Source organism: Paenibacillus lutimineralis, assembly GCF_003991425.1.
GTDB lineage: Bacteria > Bacillota > Bacilli > Paenibacillales > Paenibacillaceae > Fontibacillus > Fontibacillus lutimineralis.
In genome coordinates, this window is sequence record NZ_CP034346.1 from 4660494 (window position 1) to 4685570 (window position 25077).

Here is a 25077-nt window from a genome sequence, read left to right on the forward strand (position 1 = left end):
GTCTCTAACTCCTGGCCGTGAACTCCGCCAGGGCGTCTTCAATCCGCGCTATGCCCTCGGCGATTCCCATTGCCGGGTAAGCTGCATAATTCAACCGAATCCAGTCCCCTTCCGTGATCGGGGACTGTTTTAAGTCCTCTGAAGCGGCATAGCATCGTATGCCCGGTGTAAATGCCACACCTTCTAGCATTGAGGCCTTCAGCAGAGCCTCTGAGACGATTCCTTCAGGAAGCCGTACCCACAGAAATAATCCTCTTCCCGGATCATGAACCTCAGCCTTCCTCCACTCTCTTCCTGTAAGCAGCTCCTTCATATATATCCGTCGGGTATTTAATTCATCCAATACCGCCGCCGTATGCTCTGATAATGAGAAGCGATCATCTCTCAGTAGCTTGTAGAGCATAAGGCAGGTCTGATTAGAAGCAGAGGCAAGCCCAGCTTCTTCGGTACGAGCGGCGGTGAGCCTGGTGAGCATCGCCGTATCGCCGCGCAGCCAGGCCAGCGGCAGCGATGGGAACAGGGCACGCTCGAACGAATCCAGCAAGACGACGCTCGTTCTTCTCCATTTGGCTTGACTAAGCCATAAGGAGAAGATGGAGTCGGACGCTGCCCGGACCGATGCGGTGCCCACCCGGGGCACGCCTGCGCCTTGCGGCCTGGCAGGCGCCGGCCCAGCCCCTCCGGTAACCTTGCCCCCCTCCGGGGCCGTTACCGGGCCATCCGCGCCGCCACGCCCGGCGGCGCGCGCGAACCCCGGCACCCCGCAGGCGGTGCCGTCCTCGACGATCGGCACACGGTGCCGATCGCACTGCTCCAGCAGCGCAAGCATGCGCTGCTGGCTCCACACCGCGCCGGACGGCCCGGTGCTGTGCAGCGGCGTCACGTACACCAGCGCTGGCTTTGCCGCGCGGAGTTGACGCCGCAGGTCGTCCGGCAGCATGCCGTCCCGGTCACACTGGACCGGGACAATGACCGCGCCGCGGCGGTGCAGCGCCCACAGCGCCTCCGGCGAGCTGGGCGACTCCACCAGCACCGCGTCGCCCGGCTTCAGCAGTGCGCGGATCGCAAGCTCCAGCGCGCCTGCTGCACTGTCCGCCAGCAGCAGGCGGTCCCCCGCCTCTGCTGCTCTCTCCCCACCCTCCGCTTGCCGATAAGCGGAGGCCAGCCACTCCCGCAGCCGCTCCGAAGCCTCGGCCTTCGACTTCGTAGCTTCATCGATCCGGTCAGTCTCATTGATCCGCGCCTTTACCGTTTCATCGACCTCGCTAGTCTTATCTGCCCCCGACTTTACCGCTTTATCGGTCTCACCCGCCTCGGAGGCTCCATGATCATCAGCGGCCCCGCTTCTCTGACAGGACTCTGTCCCCGGTTTTCTCCCAGCATCCTTCTTTCTCCCTTCCGATAACCCTAACTCATCCGCAATCCTCGCCAGAGGATCACTTAGCGAAGACAGCTCCCCAACATAACTCCTAGCGAAGGATATAAAATCTCCGTCACGAATCAAACCTTCGACATCGCTGCGGAATATGTCCGGCAGACGCCCGATCGTCTCCTTAAGCCAACCCTCCATATCCATTCCTCCCCTTCCGAATCATCGCCTTACGGCGATTGTACCTGAGGACAAATTGTAGCAGCAAATTTATTGTTACCTTTTTTCTTCTACTAGAGCTTATCAACAACTCTCTCATTTGATCAGCAAACCTGATCAAGGCCATCGAGGATGAGCGACCGCAATTCAAAGATAGGTCCTCTAATGCTCCTCCGATCACCCCGTTTTTGACCTCAAGGATCCAATGCTCGCACAGACGAGTAGTATCCTTATTTATACGCTTTAGTGACATCGATTGGAAACGGGTAATGCTAGCCAAAATGATCATTTAACAGACTATACGGTCGGCTTAGGAGGATAATTTCAAATATTCTTGTTTTTAGTTTATAAGCGTGGCTTGTCCGTTACAGAATACACATCAGAAGCATAAGCTTTGATGCTTAAAACCATACTTTTTGAACATGCACTATTAGAAATATTACGTTTTGCGAGAAACGATACCACATGATAGAATGTAATCTTGGAAATAATAACTAGAGGTGATATAATGCATTACTCCACGGAGCCCATGTCAGATAGCGTCCCAAGCAGAAAGAAGCGCCGGCCTTCCCCTAAGATGATTCTATTAATCTGGATTCTACTTATCGCCCTCGGCGTGACTGCCGCTTACTTATACAGCAATCATTTGAAAGATTCGATGATCGCGCAAATGAACCTGGAGATACAAACCCGCACGGAAGCGATGAAGACGGATTACACGACGCAGCTCGCCGCCCTGTCCGCTGAGATTCAGGAGCTCAACAGCAAGGTGGAAGCCTTCAATGAGCTACTGACCTTCACGAAGGATAACTCCAGCAATAAGACGGATAACAGCAATAAGCTGTACTCCCAGCTGAATGAAGTCAAAGAACAGCTCGCCGCGCTGCAGAAGAAGATGGATCTGTTAAAATGATGACGTCACATAAACAAATCAATCGCTTCTTTTTACTCATGACGGGTCCTTTTCTGGGACTTCTTATCGCAATGTTGATTAGCGGAACTAGCTTGCATGTTCAACAGAAACCCGTGCCATTTACAGTCAACACCGATATTCCTGCCACGGCAGCTGCTATTTCCGGGCAGCTGGATCAGGCGGAGGAAGCAGCTCAGACAACGATATCTTCTATTAAGAAGACGGCGGAGCTGTACAATAAGACGACCTCAACCATGTCGAAAATCGTGCAATCGTCGCAGAAGGCTGCCAAACGACCTGAAACGATCTACAACAACAAAATTACAAGCAGGCTCGGTTCTCCATACAAGACCGTGGAATCCGACCGTATCAGGCTTGAACTCTTCACTGTAAATCCCGGTACTTATCAAGGCTATGCCATGAAAGTGAAGCTGAAATCGCCGGATGCGATGCGAATGACCCTGGGCAAGGACAAGCTGGGCAGTTCTGAGACGACACTCGCTGCAGCCAAACGTTATGGAGCGGTCGCAGGAATTAATGCTGGCGGATTTGCCGACTCCAAGAAGGGACGTTTCCCATTAAGTACAACCGTACTGGACGGTAAATATCTGGGCGGATTTGAACCCAGCTACAAGGATCTCTTCTTCGTAGGATTGAACAAGTCTGGCAAATTGATCGGTGGAAAGTTCTCCACACAAGAAGAGCTAGATCGGCTTCATCCGGATTTCGGCGCTTCCTTCGTACCGGTTCTGCTTAAGAATGGTCAGAAGAAGCAGATTCCAGACAAATGGAAAACCTCGCCTTTGCGTGCTCCGCGCACCGTCATCGGCAATTATAAAGACGATCAGCTGCTTATTATCGTCGTGGATGGATATAATGAGAACGGCGGCTCCGGGGCAACTCTCGAGGAGCTACAGACCAGACTGTACAAGCTCGGCGTTCAGGATGCCTACAATCTGGACGGCGGCGGTTCTACCTCGCTCGTCGTTAACGGTCAAATCGTGAATCATCCCTCTGATGGGCAGCTTCGTCCTGTTCCTACTCATTTTCTGTTTTTTAAATAGCAAAAAAGATCACTTTGCCAGCGATCTCGTTCTGTCTGTGAAATATATCATATTTTGATTTATTTTTACCGAAGAGATGGATATAATAGGAACAAGAGATGTTAACTTGGAGGTGTCGTCCTTGTCTTTCTCATTAACATTCTGGATTATTGCCATTGTACTGGCTATGTTCCTGTGCGGAATTCTTACTGCATCCTATAACGACGATAAAACAAAAGGCCTGTAATAAATAAGCTTCCCTTCATAGGGAAGCTTATTTATTACATTTAGAGGATGTTCAAAAAGTCCGCTTTTATAAGAAAACCAATCGAGGCCAATTCATGGCTGAGCGACCGCGATTCAAAGGTAGGTTTTCTTACGATATAGAATTTCATCAACTCCGTTGATAACGAATAAATTCTATATCTAACACGAAGTGAATCAAGAAGTAACTCGGCATCGAATCTTGAATTCGCCCGGGTCTAAGCGAATGCTTACGAAGTCATGTTTCCTACGGAAACATCTCAGGTGCTCACGTACCAACTACGTACGCTCCTCAGACCCTAGCTTCATCCAACCTTCTCGGTGCTGAAAACCTGACTTTTTGAACACACACATTTAGGTCAAATGGTTCATTTCGACCAAGCATTGATTGCAGATCGAACGCTCCTTGAAGTCGCTAACATTGTCCATAGAGCCGCAAAATACACATTTAGGACGATATCTTTCCAGAATAATATGATCGCCCTGTACAAGAATTTCTACAGGATCTCCCTCATTCATTTGATATCTTTTGCGCAGCGACTTAGGCAATACGATTCTCCCCAGTTGATCCACTTTCCGGACCACTCCAGCTGGTTTCATGATACGATACACCTCTCCAACATAAAATTATTATGTAAAAAATAGAACGAAATACCTATCTAATAATATATATTTCGCTATTTTTTTGCAGATTCCTGCTAATCTCGACAGTAAAAATGCTTCGCCTGGTCTCTCCGATCCCGGAACTGGTTAGCCGTAGAGTTATGTAATTGACCACGCCGACTAATATCTAACGTCCGTATCGACAATTTAGCGGGCGCGGCCCGGTGATCAAACAGCCCGTAAGCGAGCCTACTCCATTCCAGGGAAGCCAATCTGTCTTAATGCCTCGTAGACAATAATTGCCGCCGAATTGGATAAGTTAAGCGAACGCACCTTATCGCTCATCGGCATCTTCATTAATGTATCCGGATGTGCCGCGAGAATCTCCGGCGAGAGTCCTTTGGTCTCTTTACCGAACACTAGAAAATCTCCGTCACGGAATTCAAGATCCGTGTAATACTGCTTCGCTTTCGTCGTAGCAAAAAAGAAGCGGCTGCCCGCGTATTTCTCTTCTACTTCCTGAAACGAGTCATGATATTCAATATTTACCGCATACCAATAATCAAGACCGGCCCGTTTCATCGTTTTATCATCTGTACGGAAGCCGAGCGGACGCACCAAATGCAGATGAGCCCCCGTTGCCGCACAGGTTCTGGCTATATTCCCGGTGTTCGCCGGAATTTCCGGCTCCACGAGTACGATATGCAATGCCATGCTGATTAACACCTCATCAAATAATAGAATCTGTACTTTCCATAGCTGTCTAAGGGTAGTCCTCACCTATTATAACAGTTTAGCTCCCAAAGTATAAGAATCGTTTTTAAAATATAATCATATTAAAAGAGGTTGTTCAAAAAGTCCACTTTTGATCCCGAAGTAACACAGAAAGTGATCTCGACATCGAATCTTGAATTCAGCCGGGCCTAAGCAAATACTTACGAAGTCGTTTTCTTCGAAAACGTGTAGCTCTGCTCCACAGGCCCTTGCTTCATCCAACTGATGCGTTTCGAAGAAACGCACATCGGAAGCATAAGCTTCGGTGCTGAAAACTGGCCTTTTTTGAACATCTATTAAAAGAAAAACCCCCCGTCGCCATTGCAACGGAAGGTTGATAGATTTCAAGCGATATTAGCCATTTTGCTGTTGGAAATGGTTCATAAGATCAACCAGAGCCTTGATGCTATCATATGGCACTGCATTGTAGATCGAAGCGCGGAGTCCACCGACACTGCGGTGACCCTTGAGTCCTACAAAGCCCTCTTGCTCCGATTGCTTAATGAACTGCTTCTCCAGCTCTTCATTAGCGAGACGGAACGTCACGTTCATGAGGGAACGGCTCTCTAGGTCAGCACAACCGCGGAAGAATCCTCCACTATTGTCAATCGCATTGTACAACAGGTCTGCCTTCTTGCGATTATTCTGCTCAACTGCTTGCAGGCCACCCTGTTCTTCAATCCAGCGTAATACTTCATTCACCATGTAAATAGAGAAGGATGGAGGTGTATTATATAGTGAATTGTTGTCTGCCTGAATATCATAACGAAGCATGCTTGGCAGATGTTTAGGAGAATTGCTTACCAGCTCCTCACGGGCAATGACAACCGTTACCCCGGAAGGACCTAGATTCTTCTGTGCCCCTGCATACACCATGCCGAACTGAGTCAGGTCGAACGGACGACACAGAATGTCACTCGACATATCCGCGATCAGCGGCACGCTACCGGTATCTGGATATTGTGTGAACTGGGTGCCTTCAATCGTCTCATTGGAGGTCAGATGCAGATAAGCTGCATTGTCTGGCAATTGGAGGTTGCTAAGATCAGGAACGGACATGTACTTGTCTTCCTCAGAGGAAGCAGCCACGTAAGTCTCGCCGATCAGCTTCGCTTCCTTAATCGCCTTGTTAGCCCAGCTTCCGGTCTTCACGTAAGCCCCGACCTTGCCTTCAGTCAAGAGATTCATAGGAATCATCGCGAACTGCGTCGATGCCCCGCCTTGCAGGAACAGCACTTTATAGCCTTGCGGATTGCCCAGCAATTGCAGTAGGCGGCTGGATGCTTCATTATGAACCCCTTCATACACAGCCCCGCGATGGGACATCTCCATGATCGACATTCCTGTACCATGAAAATCAACAAATTCAGCTTGCGCGCGTTCCAATACCTCAAGCGGCAGTGCAGCCGGTCCGGCATTGAAATTATAAGCTCTCTTACTCATTTCTCCCATCCTCTCCTATTTACCCTTATACCTGCGTAGTTTTTTGATAAGCATAATCATAGCAACTATTCTTTTCTACAGCAAGCTGATATTTCATGATATATCACCAATTCGCAGAATTGACACATTAACGCTTCACCAAGATATAGAGATGAAATGATTATTTTGTGTAAAACTCATAGATTCTGGACCAGCTATAACTATCACCGGGAGCGACATTCAACTTAATAAATATTTCTGGTGAAATAACATGTTTCTCCCCCCATACCGCGATAGAATCAACCGGATATATGCTAATCTCTCTGACTCCGGCACGACTCTCGTGGTGGTACAGATCCCAGATCCATCCTTGGGGCTCATTGGCTTGGCCTACGCCCTGCAAACGGAAATAAAACCAGCTATCCTGGGTATCATTCCAGTTAACTTCACTGTCTTGAAATAACAGACTATCCATCGATCCCTCTTCGTCTACTTCAGGAACAAGCTCGAACGGGAACTTCAGAGTATAACCCGACCCAATCCCACGCTGGTCAATACCGAGAAAATTGTGGTTATATTCGGTCGTAGAGATCGTCTTGCTGCCTTCATTATGCAATGTGTAGTCCAGTATCAGACGGTTGTCCTCAATATGGATCTGCTTCTCCAGCTGGGCCGCATAGCCGCGGCACTCCTGTGGAAATACCGTAAAGCATAGTTTAGACGAGCTTTCCTGTGTGACCTCCTGCCGATAAGGAATCAGTGGATATTCCTTGTGAAATTGATACGGCTCTTCATCCACCCGAGTCAACAGACCTACTCCCAGCTTGGGAAACAACTCGCCGACCTTGGCATCCTCGTATCCGATCGGATCTGCGATGCCAAACTCATTGCACAGCCCTGCTCCACCGGTTCCGAGTCCGGGAACAAGGCTCTCCGGTACGCAGAAGCTATGATTGCCCTGCCTTAGGGTCACCCCTGTAATAAAACCGCTCCAATCAAAACGCTTGCCTTGATAAAATCCTTGCTCAGCAAAATCTACGATCAGGTGATCGTTTTTCAATTGATATCCCATCTATTGTTTTCCTTCCTCTCCAAGGACTGAAGCATCAGCCCATATCTTGACCTCTTCGAGCTTCATTAAGGCTCCTTTACTTCCGGCAGCCCCATTAAATAAGTATACCTCCCTCCGCTCTTTTCGTTAATACGGACGGAGGTTTTTCTACCACACTTTTATCCGCCTTCCCGGTTTGATACAATTTATATAAAGGTTGCTCAAAAAGTCCGCTTGGTGATCATATAATGAATCAGGAAGTGGCATCCTCAAGATCGTACCTATGTGAGGGATATATGCTTCGGTGCGCATACCGACCTTTTTTGAACATGTACACTTTGTGATTAAATCGATGAAAAGAGGCTAATTCGATGAGAGACGAGCTTATCAACAGGTTTACTTCCTATGTTAAAGTCGATACACAGTCCAACGAGGACAATCTGGTCTGCCCATCTACACCAGGGCAACTCACGTTGGCTAGACAACTCGTGGAGGAGCTGGAAGCCATCGGCATGGAGGATATCAGTCTTGATGACAACGGTTATGTCACGGCAACCCTGCCGGGCAATACGGTAAAAGATGTTCCCGTCATCGGTTTCCTGGCTCATCTAGATACCGCTACCGACTTTAGTGGTGCTAACGTTCAGCCGCAGATCTTAGAATCCTATGATGGCGGAGATATCTTATTGAATGAACCCGGTGATATCATATTGTCTCCGCGTGAGTTCCCCGAGCTAAGTAATTACAAAGGCCATACGCTCATTACAACCGATGGTACGAGCCTGCTTGGCGCGGATGATAAGGCTGGCATCGCCGAGATTATGACCGCGATGAACTATTTGATCCAGCATCCGGAGATCAAGCATGGCACGATCCGCGTCGCCTTCACACCTGATGAGGAGATCGGCCGTGGTCCAGACCGCTTCGACGTCGATGCCTTCGGGGCTGAATTTGCCTACACTGTGGATGGCGGGCCATTAGGCGAACTGGAGTACGAGAGTTTTAACGCTGCTGCAGCCAAAGTAACCTGCAAAGGGGTCAGTGTTCATCCCGGATCAGCGAAGGGCAAGATGGTCAATTCCGCCAAGATTGCGATGGAATTCCACGCCATGCTGCCTGCTGCGGAAGCCCCTGAGCATACCAATGGCTATGATGGCTTCTACCATCTGTCCTCGATCAATGGTGATGTGGAGCAGACACGGCTGCATTACATCATTCGCGATTTTGACCGCGAACAATTCGAGACCCGCAAGACCAAAATGCAGAGCATCGCTGAAGAGCTGAAGGCGAAATACGGTCCTGATCGAATTACCCTTGACCTGCGCGATCAATATTACAATATGCGTGAGAAAATCGAGCCTGTCATGGATATCGTGAACGTAGCCGCCGAAGTTATGAAAGAATTGAAGATCGAACCGATTATCACCCCGATTCGCGGCGGTACTGATGGCTCGCAGCTCTCTTACATGGGACTGCCTACGCCGAATCTGTTCGCCGGTGGTGAGAACTTCCACGGCAAATTCGAATACATTTCCGTGAATAGTATGATCAAGGCGACCGAGGTTATCGTCGGAATCATCCAGAAATTTGAAGAGAGAGCGCAGTCCTAACAGACTGCGCTCCCTGCGCTTCTATACTACGGAATTCGTTCCAGCAGCACTTCAATGACTAGATTGCCTTGCTCCGGCACGTCCAGCAGCTCCCGCGAAATGAGACAACCCATTCCATTCATTTTAAGGTCTGCCTGCTGGCCATTTATTTTTACCGCACCTATACGATATTGACCGTAATCGATTTGCCGCGGATTGTGATAGACGACCTCCAGCATTCGCCCAGCGAACAGTGTCTCGACAGAAGCAGTGCCCTCAGCATCGAATTGTGTTCTTATCAGCTTCGGTTCCAACAGTAAATCACCGTAGTACCCCTTCACCCCGTACACTTCCGTAAGCTGTGTCAACAACAGCCAGCTGGCAGAGCCGGTCAAGTACGTATACATTCCTCTGCCCCGTTCGTTAATATACTCCGGTACACCCGGGTACATTTTACTAACGGAAAAATCACTGGACAACCGATATATCGAATCGAGAACCTGGTATCCCTCCTGCACATATCCACGTTTATATAGCGCATTGGCATACATGACTGTCATATGGCTGAACATCGCCCCGTTCTCTTTATGACCAAAGGCAAAGCCAAAGGCGCGGCCGAGATTTTGCTGAATACCTCCAAACCGTGAGTTCAGGCGATAGCCGATGTGCTCATCCTTCAGATATCGCTCCACTGCGGCATGTATTTTATCGACCTGTTCATCGGTCGCTACCCCGCCCATGATAGTGAACACTTGCCCCGTCAAAGTCATTCTGACTCCCTCAGGACAGTCCCCCTCAACACGCTGGCCATCATTGTTATAGTAGCCGTTGAACCATTCATAGCCTTCCTGGCTAGTCACCCATTCGTTGCGCCGAAGATGTGTGATCATCCATTCTGCTTTATGCTTAAGGTCTTGTACCACATCCTCAATGCTAAGTACGACTAACTTACCGCTTACGGCCGGTACAATCGATTGATAGTAGCTGTCCAACAGAGCAAGCTTCGATGTTGTGCTGTCATAAGAGACCGGATGTGACAAGCTGTCCAGCAGCCTTGCAATCTCTTGGCCTAACTTGATCGTATTTATTCCCGATCTATGCTTCAACTGCAAGAGCAGATCGGACAATTCTATCAAATTGCTGGCATAGAAGGCGGTAAAAGCGACACTCTCCCCACGGTTCGGGGCCAGATCAAGCCCGTCGTTCCAGTCCGCTCCCTCCAGCTTGATATTGTTGTGTTCCCCGACATTAAAGAACGGAACCAGATTCTGCAGCAAAATATGCTCCAAAATCGTCCCTTCATAGATGTCCCCTTCACAGGTCAACAGCTGGTTGCCCTGCTCCGGCAGCCAGCTTGTGTCCCGCCCTTTGGAGCGCTCAATAAAGCTGTCCCGGAAATAGGTCTGTGACTGAAGCAGGAAATCGAGATCCCCGCTTTGATGAATATACAGCATTGTCGTGAGCAGCGGCCAGGCACCATGGTCCATCCACACGCGCGGGATATTGTTGCGATCGGCGATGAATTCCCCTGGCCTAGCCCCAATGATCGTCGCGTTGCTGCCATCGATGCGTACCCCGGCATAATTGTTCAGCAGCAAATAACGGACCTCCGCGGGTTCCATGACCATCAGAGCCAGGCAGTCCTGCCATAGATCACGCCAGCCCCGGCCACCGCGGCCATAATCATGGTAAGGGAGAAATGAATTACCATAGAGGCGCCGCAGAACCGGCTGCAAGGTCACCCATTTCATCCACAGATCCTGTTCCTCGTCCCCGGAATGGAAGATGATCGTATCCAACTTCTCACGCCAATAACGCTCGTTCTGAGCAAGCAAATTGTCAAAGCTGGCCTCGGATAAATATTTTGCCGCGTACTCTTCGTCGCTAATTCGTTCCCCGGTAATCAACATCGCAATAATATAAGACTTCGACTCACCTGCGGCTAGTTCCACCTCTTCAAATCTCAAGCCGCCGACCGCTTCATAACCTTCGAAACGGACGTCTGGGCCTGCCTGCGCTTTTCGGTTGAGGACGACAGCCTCTGGCCAATCTAACGCCCCGCCTTCTCCAACGAAGTCCTCAGTCACCGGGAAGAAGCCCGAAGGACGTTTACCATGATCCTCTGCCCCAAGCACGCTATAGGTGACTTTATTGACCCGATGTCCCCGTTCATCAAAGGACAACGAGGGCTGTACCTCAACGCCATATGTAGTAGTATAGATGCGATGTAGCAGGGAGGTCACATGCCGGTGGTCGCGAAGGTCATCGGCTGAGCGTCCGTACAATGGAATCGCCGTTGTGGCAGTGAAGCGGATAGGAGTATCCCCTGTATTCGTGAGCTTCACCTTCATCAATTCAACTTGATCTTCAGTAACCGGGACAAAATTCGTCGTCTCGGCAGTTAGCGGTAGCATGCCATGCTTGCGTGTGACGCGATGCCATAGAAATCCAGCCTCCACCTGGCTGTACTCGCGGCCCTCGGCAAATTGTTGAGCGTTCTGCCGCGCAGAATTGCCGCTGACGGACCAAGCCCCTTCCTTCTCCGTGTAAATCCAGAAATTCCGTGCCGCCTTTGAATTGTGAAGTGCCTCGGCCGATACAGGCTCCGTCAGAAAGCGGTTATGGCCGGATGTAATCTGCCCATGCAAATTTGGAGTGATTGACGACATCATCCCTGCCTCATTCACTAACGGAAAATACAAATAACTATAACCCTCCGGCTGTTCAAGCTTGAACCCCCCTTGCTTCCCTGCATATTGCCATCCCCTTGACTTCATCCCATCTTCCTCCTCATGAATAGTCGCTTATAAAGAACCTATTACTTCATTCGAAGCGAGAACGATTACCTCATAATTCGAAACCGGTTTCGTTTTGTATATTATCTCATTCTTGGCTCTCCGATGTAAAGGGATGTTCACGAATCTGAAACAAGATAAACTGAGATTTTTTATCCATCCGTGGTCACAGATCAAAATAAAAAAGAAGAAGCTCCCCTGAACCTATTTCTATTCCGGTCCGCGGAGAGCTTCATCACCTTCTATCATTGGGAGCTAGATTTCATTCTATAAATCATAATATAGGCCGAATTCATAAGGATGAACACGAATTGCTACCGCTCTGGCTTCTGCCCGCTTGAATTTAATATAGTTAGCAATGAATTCGTTCGTGAACACCCCTCCTGCAGTCAGGAACTCGCTGTCCGCCTCAAGCCCATTCAGCGCTTCCTCGAGCGAACCCGGTACACTGCGAATACCTTCCTTCTCCGCTCTGGAAAGTTCATAAATATTTTTATCGAAGGGGCCGTAGCCTTCCTTGACTGGATCGATCTTGCGCTTGATCCCGTCCAGCCCGGCCATCAGCATCGCTGAGAACGCCAAATACGGATTAGCGGTAGAGTCCGGGGTCCGGAACTCAATGCGACAGCCTTTCGGTGTAACAGCAGCGACTGGTATCCGTACGGCTGCGGAACGATTGCCTTTGGAATATACGAGGTTGACCGGAGCCTCGTACCCAGGAACTAGACGCTTGAAGGAGTTGGTGCTCGGATTGGTGAAGGCGATCAGAGCAGGAGCATGATACAGAATGCCACCGATATAATGCAGCGCGGTCTCACTTAGGTTAGCATATGCCCCTTTTTCATAGAACAGCGGAATATCGCCATTGAAGATCGATTGATGCACATGCATCCCGCTACCATTATCGCCGAAGAGCGGCTTCGGCATGAAGGTCGCTGTCTTGCCGTACTGAATCGCCGTATTGTGAACGATATATTTATAGACCATCAGATTATCCGCTGTTTTCAGCAGTGTGTCGAAGCGGAAGTTGATCTCAGCCTGGCCAGCAGTCGCCACTTCATGATGGTGACGCTCCACCTCAAGTCCAGCCTCTTCAAGCAGACGGCACATTTCGCTGCGGATGTCCTGCTGCTTGTCAGTCGGGGCTACCGGTACATAACCGCCCTTCACAGGAATTTTGAAGCCCGTATTGCCGCCTTCCTCAGTACGGCCTGAATTCCAGGACGCTTCCTCAGAATCCACCGAATAATAGGTTCTGTTGATCTTATTCTCATAGCGAACATCATCAAAGATGAAAAATTCCGATTCAGGTGCGAAGTAAGCTGCCGTACCGATCCCGCTTGCTTGCAAATATTCCTCGGCTCTTACCGCGATACTACGTGGGTCACGCTCATATCTCTCACCCTCCGGCGTAAAAATATCACAAAATACGTTTAACGTTGGATGGGCGGTGAACGGATCTACGTATACTGCGCCATGATCCGGCATCATCACCATGTCAGATTCCTCAATCCCGCGGAACCCGGGAATGGATGAACCGTCAAAAGCTACTCCATTAACGAATGTATCCTCATCAACCTGTTTCGCTGGAAGCGTAATATGGTGAGCCCGACCAGACAGATCAACAAACCGGAAATCCACCCATTCGATCCCTTTTTCCTTGATAGTTCTCATTACAAGCTCTGCTGACATGTTGTTTCCTCCCCAGATCACGAACATTAAATGCAATTATCACATTCAATGTTCATGCTTACGATTTATTCTGAGGTCATTATAAAACCATGAAATTATGTCGTCAATAGTGATGTAAGGTATTTTTACATGGTAAATAAGGTATTATTACATCAAGTACAAACTTATCGCTAAATAGTATAAAGGCCCTCCGTCATAAAGACAGAGGGCCCTGTTTATTCAATGCTAATCATTTATCTTTTACGAACGATCAGCTCTGTAGTGCAACCTTTGGAGTGTCGAATTTCTTGCCTACAATCGGAGCTAACTTCTCTAGATCTTGCAGCAAGGCGGCAAATTGGTCCGGGAATAAGGATTGCACGCCATCCCCGGTCATCGAATTGTCAGGGTCGGTATGCATCTCAATAATGAGTCCATCCGCCCCGGCAGCAACTGAAGCCTTCGTCATCGGCTCAACCAGCTCGCGCCGTCCAGTACCATGGCTCGGGTCTGAAATGACCGGCAAATGACTAAGCGATTGAAGCACCGGAATGGCCGACAAGTCCAGCGTGTTACGGGTGTAGGTTTCAAAAGTACGAATACCGCGTTCACAGAGCATCACATTCGGATTCCCGCCAGCAAGAATGTACTCAGCGGCATTCAGGAACTCATCGTATGTAGCGCTGAATCCCCGCTTGAGCAATACCGGCTTGCCGCAAGCCCCCAGTTTACGCAGCAGATCGAAGTTTTGCATATTTCTTGTGCCGACCTGGAGAATATCAGCATATTCCGCACAAATATCAACATATTCCGGAGTCATGACTTCCGTAATCGTCAGCAGGCCATGCTTCTTGCCAGCCTCGGCCATCATCACAAGTCCTTCCACACCGATTCCTTGGAAGCTGTAAGGCCCCGTACGCGGCTTAAATGCGCCCCCGCGCAGCACCTGGCCACCAGCCGCCTTGACCAGACCAGCAATCTCATCAATTTGTTCCGGTGATTCAACCGCACATGGACCACCCATGACGACCAGTTCTCCACCACCGATCTTCACATCACCGATCGAGATTACCGTATTCTCAGGATGAAAATCACGGCTCGCCAATTTATACGATTTGGATATTTTTATAACATTCTCAACATCTTTCATTTGCCGCAGATGCTCAGCAAGCTTCGGTTCAATACTTCCGATAAGGCCGATCACTGTACGATCCTCACCGCGTGAGATATGAACCTGCAATCCCTCTCTCTCAATAACGGCTATAATCTCCTGAATCCGTTCCTCAGATGTTCGATTTGAAGTTACTATGATCATATAATTCCATCCTTTCCTTATCCATTGACATCATATAGGGATATTTTGTATAGTCCCCCATAGCAATATTTTACTGTCACGCTTAAACGCTTGTTCGCTTTTAAGCTTTTAATCGTTAAAGAGAATATACTCTATTGGACCACTTCCGTCAAGATTGCCAAATTGCAGCAAGATAGAAATGTGAATCTCGTATTTAAAAAACCGCATAACAAAGGAGCTCGTTCGACCAAAGGTTGCAGGAATACGAGAACTCGATGACAACAAATTCGAACTACTGCTCGAATACTAAATTCCCGATCCCAAAGCCTCAAGTAACGAAAGAGCTCCGTGATTTATTGTATGTGATTATGAAGCTTTATTTCTTGGCAACTTTAACCGGAGGAAGCAACTTCTGCATATTGACCGTCCTGACGATCTCCCAGGTGGACGGATCATCCGGATTATACTGCTCCAAATAATTGATGACTTCCTTAGTGATCGGCGTTGGCGTTGAAGCTCCTGAAGTCACCGCCACCTTGCTAATGCCTTGCAGCCATTCCAGCTTGATCTCGGACACATCAGAAACCCGGTATGCCGTTACTCCGGCGATCTCCTCCGATACTTGTGCAAGCCGATTGGAGTTATTGCTGCGCGGATCACCTACGACGATAACCAAGTCAGCTTGGCTGGCCTGCTCAGCTACTGCTTGCTGGCGCATCTGGGTGGCCAGGCAGATCTCATTATGCACCTCAGCCCCTGGGTACTTCTCCAGCAGCTTCTTCATAATATGCTTAATGTCCCACTGGCTCATCGTTGTCTGATTCGTGATGACAATTCGGTCAGACGTCAGATGAAGATCGGCAATCTCCTCTTCCTTCTCAATCAGATGAACCTTATCAGGAGCGACACCGATCGCACCTTCCGGTTCCGGATGGCCTTTCTTGCCGATGTAGACGACTTCATAGTCTTCAGCCACCTTCTCCTTGATTAATACATGGGTCTTGGTCACGTCTGGACAAGTCGCATCCACCGTGGTCAACCCTTTCTCACGAGCCAGCTTTCTGACCTCTGGAGATACCCCGTGAGCCGTGAAGATCACAGTCCCACTCTCCACCTGATCCAGAATTTCCATCCGATTCGGGCCATCCAGCGTAATAATGCCCTCATCCTCAAAGGATTGGGTCACATGACTGTTGTGAACAATCATGCCCAGAATATATATAGGCCGCGGAAGATCGAGATTTTGTGCAGCCTGTCTGGCCAGCACCATCGCATCGACGACTCCGTAGCAATAACCGCGCGGCGTAATTTTGAGCACTTCCATGAATTATTCCCTTCTTTCCGTGCGCCTCTCCTAGAACCTCTTCTAGCGAGAGAAGCGGATAATACGAATCCTCCCTATTATAGCCTATTCCGGCAAGGCATTAAAGAGAGCTGGAAGCCAGATGATAAAAGAAGTCCCTTCGCCCAGCTTGGTAACTACTTCAACCGACCCATCATGCTCATCGATAATCCATTTTGCAATGGATAATCCGAGCCCGACTCCCTGGATGACACCGCGGGAAGGATCAGCCCGATAGAATCTCTCGAAGATATGCGGGATCTCGCTCTTATCCATCCCTATGCCTGTATCCGTAATGCGGATACCAATCTGTTCTCCCTGTCTGGCCGCATCGATCGTTACGCTGCCCTCAAGCGTGTATTTGAAGGCATTCTCAATAAAGATGAACAACAGCTGCTGCAAATAATCCTTATTCCCCATCACAGCGGCACCCCTAACCGCTTCAAGATTTCCTTGCAGCCAGGCTGCATTGCGCGGAAGGAATTGTGCTCTGCGTATGACCTCTTCTATTAACGGAGAGAGTGCAAGCGGTTTTTTGTTAATGGTCTTACCAGCATCAGCGCGGGCAAGCGACAGCAAATCGTTAACTAGACTACTCATCCGCCGCGATTCATCGGCGATGTCCGTAATCGCCTCCAGCGTATAGATCCGCTTCTGCTCTTCATCCAACTCTACCCGTTTTTCACCGCCTTGGCCCCACATCTTCTGCAGCAGGTCAACATTGCCACGAATCGTCGTCAGCGGCGTCCTCAGTTCATGAGAGGCATCGGAGACGAAGCGGCGTTGAGCTAAATAAGCTTCATCCAGCTCGTTATAGAATCCCTCAGTGCGCTCTAACATTCGATTGACCGTACCAATCAATTGGCCGATCTCATCGTCCGGACCCTCATAATCTATTCGTACACTCAGATCATTTCCAGTCTGGATTCCGTTAGCAGCCTCAATAACTTTACCGATCGGTGCCATAGACTGACGAGCCAGGAACATACCCAGTGTTGCAGCAAAAATAAGCGAAATCGATGACCCAAATAATAACACACTTCTGACCAACCCCAGCAATCGTTCCTCAGCCCCGGTATAGGCACCAAGTTGGAGAAGACCAATATTCGTATTTTTATACTGTAAAACGGTCTGATACAGTAAAAATGAATTCTCACCGATCCGAATGCTCTGATATCCATTACCATTTTTAAGCGGCCCCTTAGGTAGTGGAAATTGAAGATTTAATTCCTGCATATTATTCGATCGGTTAATACTCTTCTTCACATCGTTATAGATTTGCGCAAAAATTTGCGCATCTTCCAAGCGATTATTTTGGCTGGGCTCTAAAGAGATGTCCAGATTCACTGGATCCAAAATTAAAGTTTGAATCCGATTAGCCTGCTCCTCCAGCCGATTCTTTACTTCCTGATACGTATAGAAGCGTATCAATCCATAGAACGAAGCTCCGAACAATATCAATACGACTGCTAATATGCTAGTATACCAAGCCGTGAGCCGTAATCTTATCGACATGCTCTTAGTCTCCTCTCAGAATGTAACCGGCTCCGCGAATCGTCTGAATTATGCGTTTCCCGCCGAACTCCTCCGTCTTCTGCCTTAGCATGGCAATATAGACCTCAAGTACATTGGACTCGCCGCTGTAATCATAGCCCCAAATTTTATCCATAATCAGATCTCTAGTTAGGAGGCGCTTCGGATTCTGCATGAACAGATGCAGCAGATCGAATTCCTTCGCAGTCAGCTCCAGTCTCTTCCCGCCACGAATGACTTCCCGTGAATCGAGATCCATAATAATATCCTCAAAGATCAAGCGATGCTCGCCGTTCTCGCCGCCCCCTTGATCTTTCCGTCTGAGCAGCGCACGGACCCGAGCTAACAACTCCTCAAGTGCAAACGGCTTCACTAAATAGTCGTCCGCCCCAGTGTCCAGCCCCTTAACGCGACTCTCCACTTCATCCTTGGCCGTCAGCATTAGCACTGGCACCGTACTACCGCCTTCGCGCAATCTTCGGCACACCTCGAAGCCATCCACCTTCGGCATCATCACATCCAGGATGATCATATCCGGCTCTGCCGTCATCACCATAGATAAGCCCTCCGCACCATTTTGGGCCGTATATACATCATACCCTTCAAATGCCAGGCCACGCCGCAGCATTGAAGTGATTTTCTCATCATCATCGATAACTAGAATAACTGACCTCATAAGCAACCTCCTCTGATCAAGAGCCATATGTAATGATCAAGAAATTATGGCTCAAGTCTCTATATATATTCTATCAAAATTCAAGCCCAAACTTAAACTTGTCACAAAAAGGCGGCAGGCCCAAGGGCCCGCCGCCTCCTTACGCCTAGAATCAGACGCATCGACCTGCCGATAAGAGGTAGTTCAGGTGCTGAAAACCAAACTTTTTGGACACGCACTATTACTGAACGTTCGAAAAGTCGTTCTTATTGCCAATCTTAATCTTCAGATCCATCTTGTTGCCGTCACGGACAATATTGAAGGTAACCTCATCACCGACATTTTGCTTCTGAATATAGTCAATCAGCGTTTCCTTGGTGGCAAATTTCTTACCATCGGCTCCTGTAATAATATCGTACGGGCGCAGGTCTGCATTATAGGCTGGTGATTTGAACACAACGCTTGATACCACCGAGCCTTCCTTCACATCTGAACCCATTTGGGCAGCCACTTCATCACTCATCGTCATCAGTGTAGCGCCGATGAATGGAACTGGTTTTTCCGGAATCTTCTCGTTATTCTTCAGCTTATCGATAACTTCTTTGACCGTACTGGTCGGAATCGCAAATCCGATACCTTGTGAATCCGCGCTAACTGCAACGTTAATCCCTACAACCTCACCATTCAAGTTCAAGAGCGGACCGCCGGAGTTGCCGGGGTTGATCGATGCATCCGTCTGTAGCAAGTGCTCATACTCACGGTCTTTCTCTCCGTTCTCACCAGCGATGGTAATGCTGCGCTCTTTTGCGCTAAGTACGCCCGTTGTGACGGTATGATCGAAGCCTTTCGGGTTCCCGATAGCAACTAACCAATCGCCTACCTGCGAGTTGTCAGAGCTTCCAAGTGGGATGGACGGGAAGTCGTTATTGCCCTCGATCTTTAGCACGGCGAGATCAAGCTCATAGCTCGTGCCAAGTACCTTGGCTTCATATGGTTTCTCGGTATCCTGTACCGTTACTTGAACTACATCGGCATTGTGGACCACATGTTCATTGGTCAGAATATAGCCGCTCTTATCGAAGATGAACCCTGAACCGATGCCAGTCGGAACCAATTGATTCGAATTGGACGAGGAACCACCGCCATCACTATTGCCGTTGCCGTTGCCGTTGCCGTAACCTCCGTTATTCGAATCTTCACCGAAGAAGAAACGATAGAACGGATCATCACTGTAAGAATTGCTCCGGCTTGACTGCTTGCCAGCCTTAACCAGTGTCTCAATCTTAACAACCGCCGGTCCGGCTTCCTTAACAACACCAGCAACATCTGTAGAACCTGCCACCGGATAAGATGTAGTCGACGCCTTCGAAGCTGTAGTATCGTTACTGCCTTGATTCATATTCTGTTCAGCTACAGTTGGTTCGGATGAATTTCCTGTGAACAGGTGAGCATAGTCTGCGAACGCCATCCCACCGCCCATGATCAGCATGCCAGCCAGGAAAGCAGCGATAATGGATTTTGCAGAGGATTTCTTCTTCGGCTTATTGAACTGCCAGTTGCCCGAATTTTTTGGAGGTAATGAACCTCCCCCGTCTCCATTCAATGCGCCAGCGTCCTCAGTCGAGGAACGGTAACCATATGTGCTAGGCAGCGGCTTCACCGGCTGCGGTCTTGTAATTTCAACATCCTGTGATGGGCCTTCGCTGCCCAAGTAACTACTGGTGCTAGTTCCTTCCGGCTCCTTGCTATAGGATTGGAATGGACCGTAAGAATAATAGTAAGAAGCTCCGGAGTCTTGAGTTCCTTGCGATCTATCACTTTCATTCTCTTTGAATGGTTGACCCGATTTGTTTTTATCCTCTTCCATGATTGATATACCTCCTTCCCCTTGGTACTACAGGGGTGATTGATTGTTGAGTTGTTATCTCGTTTACATTTATTATTTTGTACCAAGAACCTTAAACATACCTTAAAAACAATTAAAAAGGAGATAAAAGCTGGAAGTTAACTAACCCACCCTTGACGATGAGCAAAAATGGCCAATTGAGTACGGTCTTCGAGATCGCATTTCATCAGCAAATTGCTGACATGGGTCTTGACTGTCTTGATGCTAATATGCAGTTCTTCTCCAATCTCTTTGTTACTCTTCCCTTCGGCAATAAGCAACAGTACTTCCTTCTCGCGCTCTGTAAGATCTGTATCATCGCCCTGTACCGTTCGCTGACGAAGGCCGCGTGTTAGCGCTTGAGCAATCTCCCCCGTCATCACCGGCATACCGCGACTGGCCTGCTGCAGGGCATGAATAAGTTCATCTGCGGATACCGTCTTGAGACAGTAGCTAACCGCCCCAGCTTCCACGGCCTGTACGACCAGATCATCCTCTATGAAACTCGTCAGTATGACGATATTGATTTGCGGATAACGCTCTAGTACCGCCCTTGTTGCTTCTACTCCATTCATAACCGGCATCATAAGATCCATTAATACAATATCAGGCAATGCATTCTCCGGGTTAGCGTTCATAAAGTCAACCGCTTCTTTTCCGTTTCCTGCTTCAGCGATAACCTCAAAGAGGGGATCCATCATTAAATAAGTTTTAAGCCCCATTCTAACCATATCATGATCATCAACAATCATCACTTTAATTTTATCACTCATTTACAGCCGCCTCTTTTCCCGTCTCAAATTTCGGAATATGCACACGGATGGTCGTCCCCGCTCCTGGCTTACTTATGATCTCAACATGACCGCCAAGCTTCTCGGCCCGTTCACGCATGGTGGTTAGTCCATAAGATCCCGGTCTCTGGGTGGTACTGCTGAAACCCTGGCCATCATCGCTCACACTGAGAATGACCTGTCTTGGTCCCTCCTTGAGCGACATGCTGACTACCTTAGCACCGGCATGCTTAACAATGTTGGCCATCGCTTCTTGAATAATTAGGAACAATTGATGTTCCTTGGCTTCTGATATGCCTCCTTGAATATCAAGGTCTTTCATTCCTTTTAGCCCATTTTGCCGGCAATAATCAGGGAACCACTGATCGAGCGCTTCTGCAAGCGACTTGCCAACGAGCTCCATCGGGCGGAGCTGGGCGATCAATGCACGCATCTGCTTCTGCGCCGTATTCGACATTAGGATCAGCTGCTCCATCACCGTCTGTGCCTGGGCTTCATTCTTCTCCAACACTTTGGGAAGCGAGGATGCGGCCATATGAATGGCAAATAGCTGCTGACTGACTGTATCATGCAGGTCACGGGCCAGCCGGCGCCGTTCCTCCAGCACCGCAAGCTCAGCCGCCTGCTCCTTCTCAACAACCTCCTGCTCACCAAGCTGCTGCAGGAGCTTCATCTTCTTCTCCACCGCATCCGTCATATTGTTGAACTCCTGATATACCCCGGCAAAGGATTGATCCAGTGTATCAGGCATCCGTACGGATAAATTGCCCTTTGCGGCCTGAAGCATATTTAGATGCAGCAGATCGATCCGTCCCTGAATACGACGGCCAGCGATATAACCGATAATTAGTGTTAACACGACGATCGCTATCGTCTCATAGAACCAGACATAGGGATCACCAATGATGATGATCCCCGCCCTAACACCGATATAAGAAGCAATGGCTGCCAGACTGCCTGTCAACAGGAAGAATCCGAGCAGCTCCCATTTTGTATTTTTTAGAATTCGTTGAACGATCATATAATCAACCCACCATATTTACTTTAACGTCCCCGATAAACACGCTGACGATCAGCTTCACTTTCTTGTTAGCTTCATTATAATATGGAGTCTGCGCTTTAATATTGCTCATGAACCCGCCCTGCTTCTGGGAGAAGACGGCCAGGTCACCGATAAATGCACTCGATACAGCTACAACGCCGACATCCATATCATCTGGTACGAAGATCTTCACATCGCCAATAAATGCTGAAATGTTAATCTTCGTCTCACCGTAAGGAATCTGTGCCTTGGTTAAATCGATAATTGTATCTCCGATAAAATGGGATATGTTCATTGGCTGAAGCTGGAAATACTCCTGACCCATATGAACATCGCCAACGAATCCTGATTTATTAAGCGTCTCCTTAGAACCAAAACCGTTGAACTTCTTCTGAAACTGCTCTTTCCAACCTGATTTGTCATTCATTCCCTCTGGATCGTAGGATCCATGCATTCCATTCCCCTGCTGCTTCATATCAAATTGACTGTCGCCAAAATGATCGTAATCGAAATTGCCCGGTCCCATTTTCTTCTCTTTCTTTGGCTTCTCCATCGATTCAAAAATTGAGTCCAGCGACGATTCCATCTCCGTAATTGGCGGAACCGGCGGCTTCGGAGGTGCCGGAGGCGGGAACGGAGGCTGATTAAACTTCGGAGAACGTGGCTTGAATAGTAAATTAATACCGGCAATGATCAGTGCGAGCGGTACGAAAAACTTGAAGAACTGGCCGGGGTCAACCTGTACCAAATCCAAGTTCCTGGCTAGGAAATAACCACCGATCACAATCAGAACTAAACTGCCGATCAAGCTACCTCCGCGTCTGTCTCCATTGGCGAAACTCGCGATACCACCAAGAATAAGAAATACTGGCCAAAATGTTCCGAACAGATAGCCTATACTTATATCTGTATAGCCCAGCATATTCAAAATAAAGATGCTGCCGATTGATATTAATACTAGCCCGCCGATCAAGCGACCTATGTAATTATGTTTCATTTTCGTTCCCTCCATCATACTCGTCATCTACTGTAACAACAGTGTACCGCATTTCAATGACAAGCAACAGCGGCGCGGGATGGAACATGCTATCGGTCTCAAGACCGAGTCGCTTTACTTTTTTTTACAGACTGAATCGTAACTTTATAAATGAATCCTTTAAGGCAAGACTTTATAGGAATTTTGAAGCCGCCAGCAGGCAATTACACAAAAAAGGGCAACCCTAACGGGTGCCCTGTAAAACTCGTTGAATCTCTCAGTTATTGCACATGAGAGCCTTGTTTATGTTTGACATTACGAGAAACCTTTTTAGCAGTTGTTGTTGTCATGTTCTCCTCAGCGAACTCGGCATTGAACTTCTCGTTAGGAGTTTTATAACCAGGAGAAGCTGCTTTGTTTTTATTTTGATTTGGCACTGATTTCACCTCCCTTGCACTTTCGCGACAAGAAATCTCTCTTATCGACTTAACGGAACGTTCTTTTACAACGAACCATCCTTATTATGCAAGGAGTTCAGGGAAACTATGCACCTTTAAACCAGGTTAAAACTACCTCCTGATTCACTACAATCAAAAGTGGATTTTTGAATTTCCCAATTAAATCAGGTTCAAAAATTCGCTTTTCAGCACCGAGAAGGTTGGATGAAGCTAGGGGCTGAGGAGCACAGCGTACGGTTTGGGTACGTGAACACCGGAAGGCCAAGCTGAATTCAAGATTCGATGCCGAATAAACTCTCAGTGTTAACTACGTGATCAAAAGCGAATTTTTGAACTTCCTAATTGAATCAGGTTCAAAAATTTGCTTTTCAGCACCGAGAAGGTTGGATGAAGCTAGGGGCTGAGGAGCACAGCGTACGGTTTGGGTACGTGAGCACCGGAAGACCCGACTGAATTCAAGATTCGATGCCGAGTTAACTATCCGTGTTGCTTCGTGATCAAAAGCGCATTTTTGAACTTCCTCTACACAGTTTTGTTCCAGAGGTCTTCGGGTATCTCCTTACTAACCTCCATCGCCTCGCCCAGTTCACGCAGCATAGCCTCCGTCAACTTACCGTTTCCCTTCCGGATGACCTGAACTTCAACTTCCTTCTTGCCCCATTCTTTATAGACCTGTTTAGTCGTCTTAAAGTACAGATCAATCTTCTTGCCTTTGATCGCTGAGCCTTTATCCGCTACAACCCCATAGCCATAGCCAGGAATGTATAGAATTGTTCCAAGCGGGAACACCTTCAGATCCGCCGCAATCGTAGAGACTGTATTTTTATCGCGGCGTACCTTAACTCCTGAATACGTGATGCCATATTCCGGGTGGTTGGGTCTTTTACCTGTCGATTCATAACCAGCAGTATACCCCGTAGCCATCACCTTGACCGTCTTCATTTTCTTCTTGACCTGCTCAGTCTTCTCCGCTTTATCCACCTTCGGTTGTAACGGTCTTTGCATCATTTCCATCGGCTTAGGTATCATTACCGTTTGCTGCTGGACCGTTGGATTTCCAAACGATTCCTGCCTTGATTGAGTCTCCAGCAGGCGCATCATCTCGAAATATTTCTTTTGTTCATAGTATGGATCTGCATACGATATATTCGTCACATTTGCCGATTTGGCTGCCGCAGGAATATGGTCCAGTGAAATCCCGTGCAGAAGCAAGCCCGTCAAAATACTTACCATTACAATTCTTTGCCATAAAATAATTTGGCGCATACGAAAAACCTCCCCCTTATTCCAAGAGGTTCTCCATATGCGCCGCAATTTATACATTTAATTTTAAAAAAGGTATTGCTTCCGCCTCTCGCATCACTAGAAGTGACAAAGCGCGCGGACAA

General features: G+C 48.3%; 20 protein-coding genes. 3 read left to right on the forward strand and 17 right to left on the reverse strand.

The window, feature by feature from the left end; genetic code table 11:
* Nucleotides 1-4: 4 nt before the first annotated feature.
* Nucleotides 5-1570 (reverse strand): aminotransferase class I/II-fold pyridoxal phosphate-dependent enzyme, encoded by a 1566-nt coding sequence (locus EI981_RS20830; RefSeq protein ID WP_162616236.1) that lies wholly within the window; start codon nt 1568-1570, stop codon nt 5-7.
* 526 nt (nt 1571-2096) lie between these two features.
* Here EI981_RS20830 and EI981_RS20835 point away from each other — a divergent pair.
* Together EI981_RS20835 and EI981_RS20840 are read left to right on the forward strand one after the other, a co-directional pair.
* Nucleotides 2097-2501, forward strand: a complete 405-nt coding sequence (locus tag EI981_RS20835) for a hypothetical protein (RefSeq protein ID WP_127001498.1) — start codon at nt 2097-2099, stop codon at nt 2499-2501.
* Nucleotides 2498-3565 (forward strand): phosphodiester glycosidase family protein, encoded by a 1068-nt coding sequence (locus tag EI981_RS20840; protein WP_127001500.1) that lies wholly within the window; start codon nt 2498-2500, stop codon nt 3563-3565. Before EI981_RS20835 ends, EI981_RS20840 begins: the two co-directional genes overlap by 4 nt.
* A 597-nt stretch (nt 3566-4162) precedes the next feature.
* On the opposite strand, the gene EI981_RS20845 is transcribed toward EI981_RS20840, so the two are convergent.
* The 4 genes from EI981_RS20845 to EI981_RS20860 all read right to left on the reverse strand — a co-directional run bounded on the left by EI981_RS20845 (nt 4163) and on the right by EI981_RS20860 (nt 7679).
* Entirely contained in the window at nt 4163-4408 is a 246-nt protein-coding gene (locus tag EI981_RS20845) for an AbrB/MazE/SpoVT family DNA-binding domain-containing protein (RefSeq protein WP_068780187.1), read from the reverse strand.
* A gap of 252 nt (nt 4409-4660) precedes the next feature.
* Nucleotides 4661-5125: a tRNA (uridine(34)/cytosine(34)/5-carboxymethylaminomethyluridine(34)-2'-O)-methyltransferase TrmL gene (gene trmL, locus EI981_RS20850; protein ID WP_127001502.1), complete on the reverse strand. Its 465-nt coding sequence runs from the start codon at nt 5123-5125 to the stop codon at nt 4661-4663.
* A 414-nt stretch (nt 5126-5539) separates the two neighbouring features.
* Nucleotides 5540-6628, reverse strand: a complete 1089-nt coding sequence (serC, locus tag EI981_RS20855) for a 3-phosphoserine/phosphohydroxythreonine transaminase (RefSeq protein ID WP_127001504.1) — start codon at nt 6626-6628, stop codon at nt 5540-5542.
* A 160-nt stretch (nt 6629-6788) separates the two neighbouring features.
* Nucleotides 6789-7679: a hypothetical protein gene (locus EI981_RS20860; protein ID WP_127001506.1), complete on the reverse strand. Its 891-nt coding sequence runs from the start codon at nt 7677-7679 to the stop codon at nt 6789-6791.
* Between the two features lie 350 nt (nt 7680-8029).
* Here EI981_RS20860 and pepT point away from each other — a divergent pair, with 350 nt between their 5' ends.
* The gene (gene pepT / locus EI981_RS20865; protein ID WP_127001508.1) at nt 8030-9268 is read left to right on the forward strand and encodes a peptidase T; all 1239 of its coding nucleotides are present in this window, start codon (nt 8030-8032) and stop codon (nt 9266-9268) included.
* Between the two features lie 26 nt (nt 9269-9294).
* Here pepT and EI981_RS20870 read toward each other — a convergent pair whose 3' ends face one another.
* The 12 genes from EI981_RS20870 to EI981_RS20920 all read right to left on the reverse strand — a co-directional run bounded on the left by EI981_RS20870 (nt 9295) and on the right by EI981_RS20920 (nt 24955).
* Nucleotides 9295-12024 carry a GH36-type glycosyl hydrolase domain-containing protein gene (locus EI981_RS20870; RefSeq protein ID WP_127001510.1) on the reverse strand — a complete coding sequence of 910 codons (2730 nt, stop codon included), beginning with the start codon at nt 12022-12024 and terminating at the stop codon, nt 9295-9297.
* Between the two features lie 285 nt (nt 12025-12309).
* Complete coding sequence (gene glnA, locus EI981_RS20875) at nt 12310-13734, reverse strand: type I glutamate--ammonia ligase (RefSeq protein WP_127001512.1); 1425 nt, start codon at nt 13732-13734, stop codon at nt 12310-12312.
* Nucleotides 13735-13984: 250 nt separating this feature from the next.
* Nucleotides 13985-15028, reverse strand: a complete 1044-nt coding sequence (aroF, locus tag EI981_RS20880) for a 3-deoxy-7-phosphoheptulonate synthase (protein ID WP_127001514.1) — start codon at nt 15026-15028, stop codon at nt 13985-13987.
* A 355-nt stretch (nt 15029-15383) separates the two neighbouring features.
* On the reverse strand, nt 15384-16331 hold the full coding sequence (locus tag EI981_RS20885; protein ID WP_127001516.1) for a 4-hydroxy-3-methylbut-2-enyl diphosphate reductase: 948 nt from the start codon (nt 16329-16331) through the stop codon (nt 15384-15386).
* 84 nt (nt 16332-16415) lie between these two features.
* Nucleotides 16416-17864: a sensor histidine kinase gene (locus EI981_RS20890; RefSeq protein WP_127001518.1), complete on the reverse strand. Its 1449-nt coding sequence runs from the start codon at nt 17862-17864 to the stop codon at nt 16416-16418.
* 4 nt (nt 17865-17868) lie between these two features.
* Entirely contained in the window at nt 17869-18558 is a 690-nt protein-coding gene (locus EI981_RS20895) for a response regulator transcription factor (protein WP_127001520.1), read from the reverse strand.
* Between the two features lie 220 nt (nt 18559-18778).
* The gene (locus EI981_RS20900) at nt 18779-20404 is read right to left on the reverse strand and encodes a S1C family serine protease (protein WP_127001522.1); all 1626 of its coding nucleotides are present in this window, start codon (nt 20402-20404) and stop codon (nt 18779-18781) included.
* A 137-nt stretch (nt 20405-20541) separates the two neighbouring features.
* A complete protein-coding gene (locus tag EI981_RS20905; RefSeq protein ID WP_127001524.1) occupies nt 20542-21195 on the reverse strand; it encodes a response regulator in 654 nt (217 codons plus the stop codon).
* The gene (locus tag EI981_RS20910; RefSeq protein ID WP_127001526.1) at nt 21188-22234 is read right to left on the reverse strand and encodes a sensor histidine kinase; all 1047 of its coding nucleotides are present in this window, start codon (nt 22232-22234) and stop codon (nt 21188-21190) included. The genes EI981_RS20905 and EI981_RS20910 overlap by 8 nt, the downstream gene beginning before the upstream one ends.
* A 4-nt stretch (nt 22235-22238) precedes the next feature.
* Entirely contained in the window at nt 22239-23252 is a 1014-nt protein-coding gene (gene liaF / locus EI981_RS20915; RefSeq protein ID WP_127001528.1) for a cell wall-active antibiotics response protein LiaF, read from the reverse strand.
* A 260-nt stretch (nt 23253-23512) separates the two neighbouring features.
* Complete coding sequence (locus EI981_RS29300) at nt 23513-23668, reverse strand: hypothetical protein (protein WP_193556393.1); 156 nt, start codon at nt 23666-23668, stop codon at nt 23513-23515.
* A gap of 543 nt (nt 23669-24211) precedes the next feature.
* A complete protein-coding gene (locus EI981_RS20920; protein WP_269467557.1) occupies nt 24212-24955 on the reverse strand; it encodes a 3D domain-containing protein in 744 nt (247 codons plus the stop codon).
* Nucleotides 24956-25077 lie beyond the last annotated feature (122 nt).

What these genes read in the sequence shown, in the direction of transcription:
- EI981_RS20895 (WP_127001520.1), bottom strand. Translation starts at nt 18,558, where the DNA reads ATGAGGTCAGTTATTCTAGTTATCGATGATGATGAGAAAATCACTTCA.
- glnA (WP_127001512.1), bottom strand. Translation starts at nt 13,734, where the DNA reads ATGTCAGCAGAGCTTGTAATGAGAACTATCAAGGAAAAAGGGATCGAA.
- EI981_RS20910 (WP_127001526.1), bottom strand. Translation starts at nt 22,234, where the DNA reads ATGATCGTTCAACGAATTCTAAAAAATACAAAATGGGAGCTGCTCGGA.
- pepT (WP_127001508.1), top strand. Translation starts at nt 8,030, where the DNA reads ATGAGAGACGAGCTTATCAACAGGTTTACTTCCTATGTTAAAGTCGAT.
- EI981_RS20860 (WP_127001506.1), bottom strand. Translation starts at nt 7,679, where the DNA reads ATGGGATATCAATTGAAAAACGATCACCTGATCGTAGATTTTGCTGAG.
- EI981_RS20920 (WP_269467557.1), bottom strand. Translation starts at nt 24,955, where the DNA reads ATGCGCCAAATTATTTTATGGCAAAGAATTGTAATGGTAAGTATTTTG.
- EI981_RS20890 (WP_127001518.1), bottom strand. Translation starts at nt 17,864, where the DNA reads ATGTCGATAAGATTACGGCTCACGGCTTGGTATACTAGCATATTAGCA.
- serC (WP_127001504.1), bottom strand. Translation starts at nt 6,628, where the DNA reads ATGAGTAAGAGAGCTTATAATTTCAATGCCGGACCGGCTGCACTGCCG.
- EI981_RS20835 (WP_127001498.1), top strand. Translation starts at nt 2,097, where the DNA reads ATGCATTACTCCACGGAGCCCATGTCAGATAGCGTCCCAAGCAGAAAG.
- EI981_RS20840 (WP_127001500.1), top strand. Translation starts at nt 2,498, where the DNA reads ATGATGACGTCACATAAACAAATCAATCGCTTCTTTTTACTCATGACG.
- liaF (WP_127001528.1), bottom strand. Translation starts at nt 23,252, where the DNA reads ATGAAACATAATTACATAGGTCGCTTGATCGGCGGGCTAGTATTAATA.
- EI981_RS20900 (WP_127001522.1), bottom strand. Translation starts at nt 20,404, where the DNA reads ATGGAAGAGGATAAAAACAAATCGGGTCAACCATTCAAAGAGAATGAA.
- EI981_RS20870 (WP_127001510.1), bottom strand. Translation starts at nt 12,024, where the DNA reads ATGAAGTCAAGGGGATGGCAATATGCAGGGAAGCAAGGGGGGTTCAAG.
- aroF (WP_127001514.1), bottom strand. Translation starts at nt 15,028, where the DNA reads ATGATCATAGTAACTTCAAATCGAACATCTGAGGAACGGATTCAGGAG.
- EI981_RS20905 (WP_127001524.1), bottom strand. Translation starts at nt 21,195, where the DNA reads ATGAGTGATAAAATTAAAGTGATGATTGTTGATGATCATGATATGGTT.
- trmL (WP_127001502.1), bottom strand. Translation starts at nt 5,125, where the DNA reads ATGGCATTGCATATCGTACTCGTGGAGCCGGAAATTCCGGCGAACACC.
- EI981_RS20845 (WP_068780187.1), bottom strand. Translation starts at nt 4,408, where the DNA reads ATGAAACCAGCTGGAGTGGTCCGGAAAGTGGATCAACTGGGGAGAATC.
- EI981_RS20830 (WP_162616236.1), bottom strand. Translation starts at nt 1,570, where the DNA reads ATGGAGGGTTGGCTTAAGGAGACGATCGGGCGTCTGCCGGACATATTC.
- EI981_RS20885 (WP_127001516.1), bottom strand. Translation starts at nt 16,331, where the DNA reads ATGGAAGTGCTCAAAATTACGCCGCGCGGTTATTGCTACGGAGTCGTC.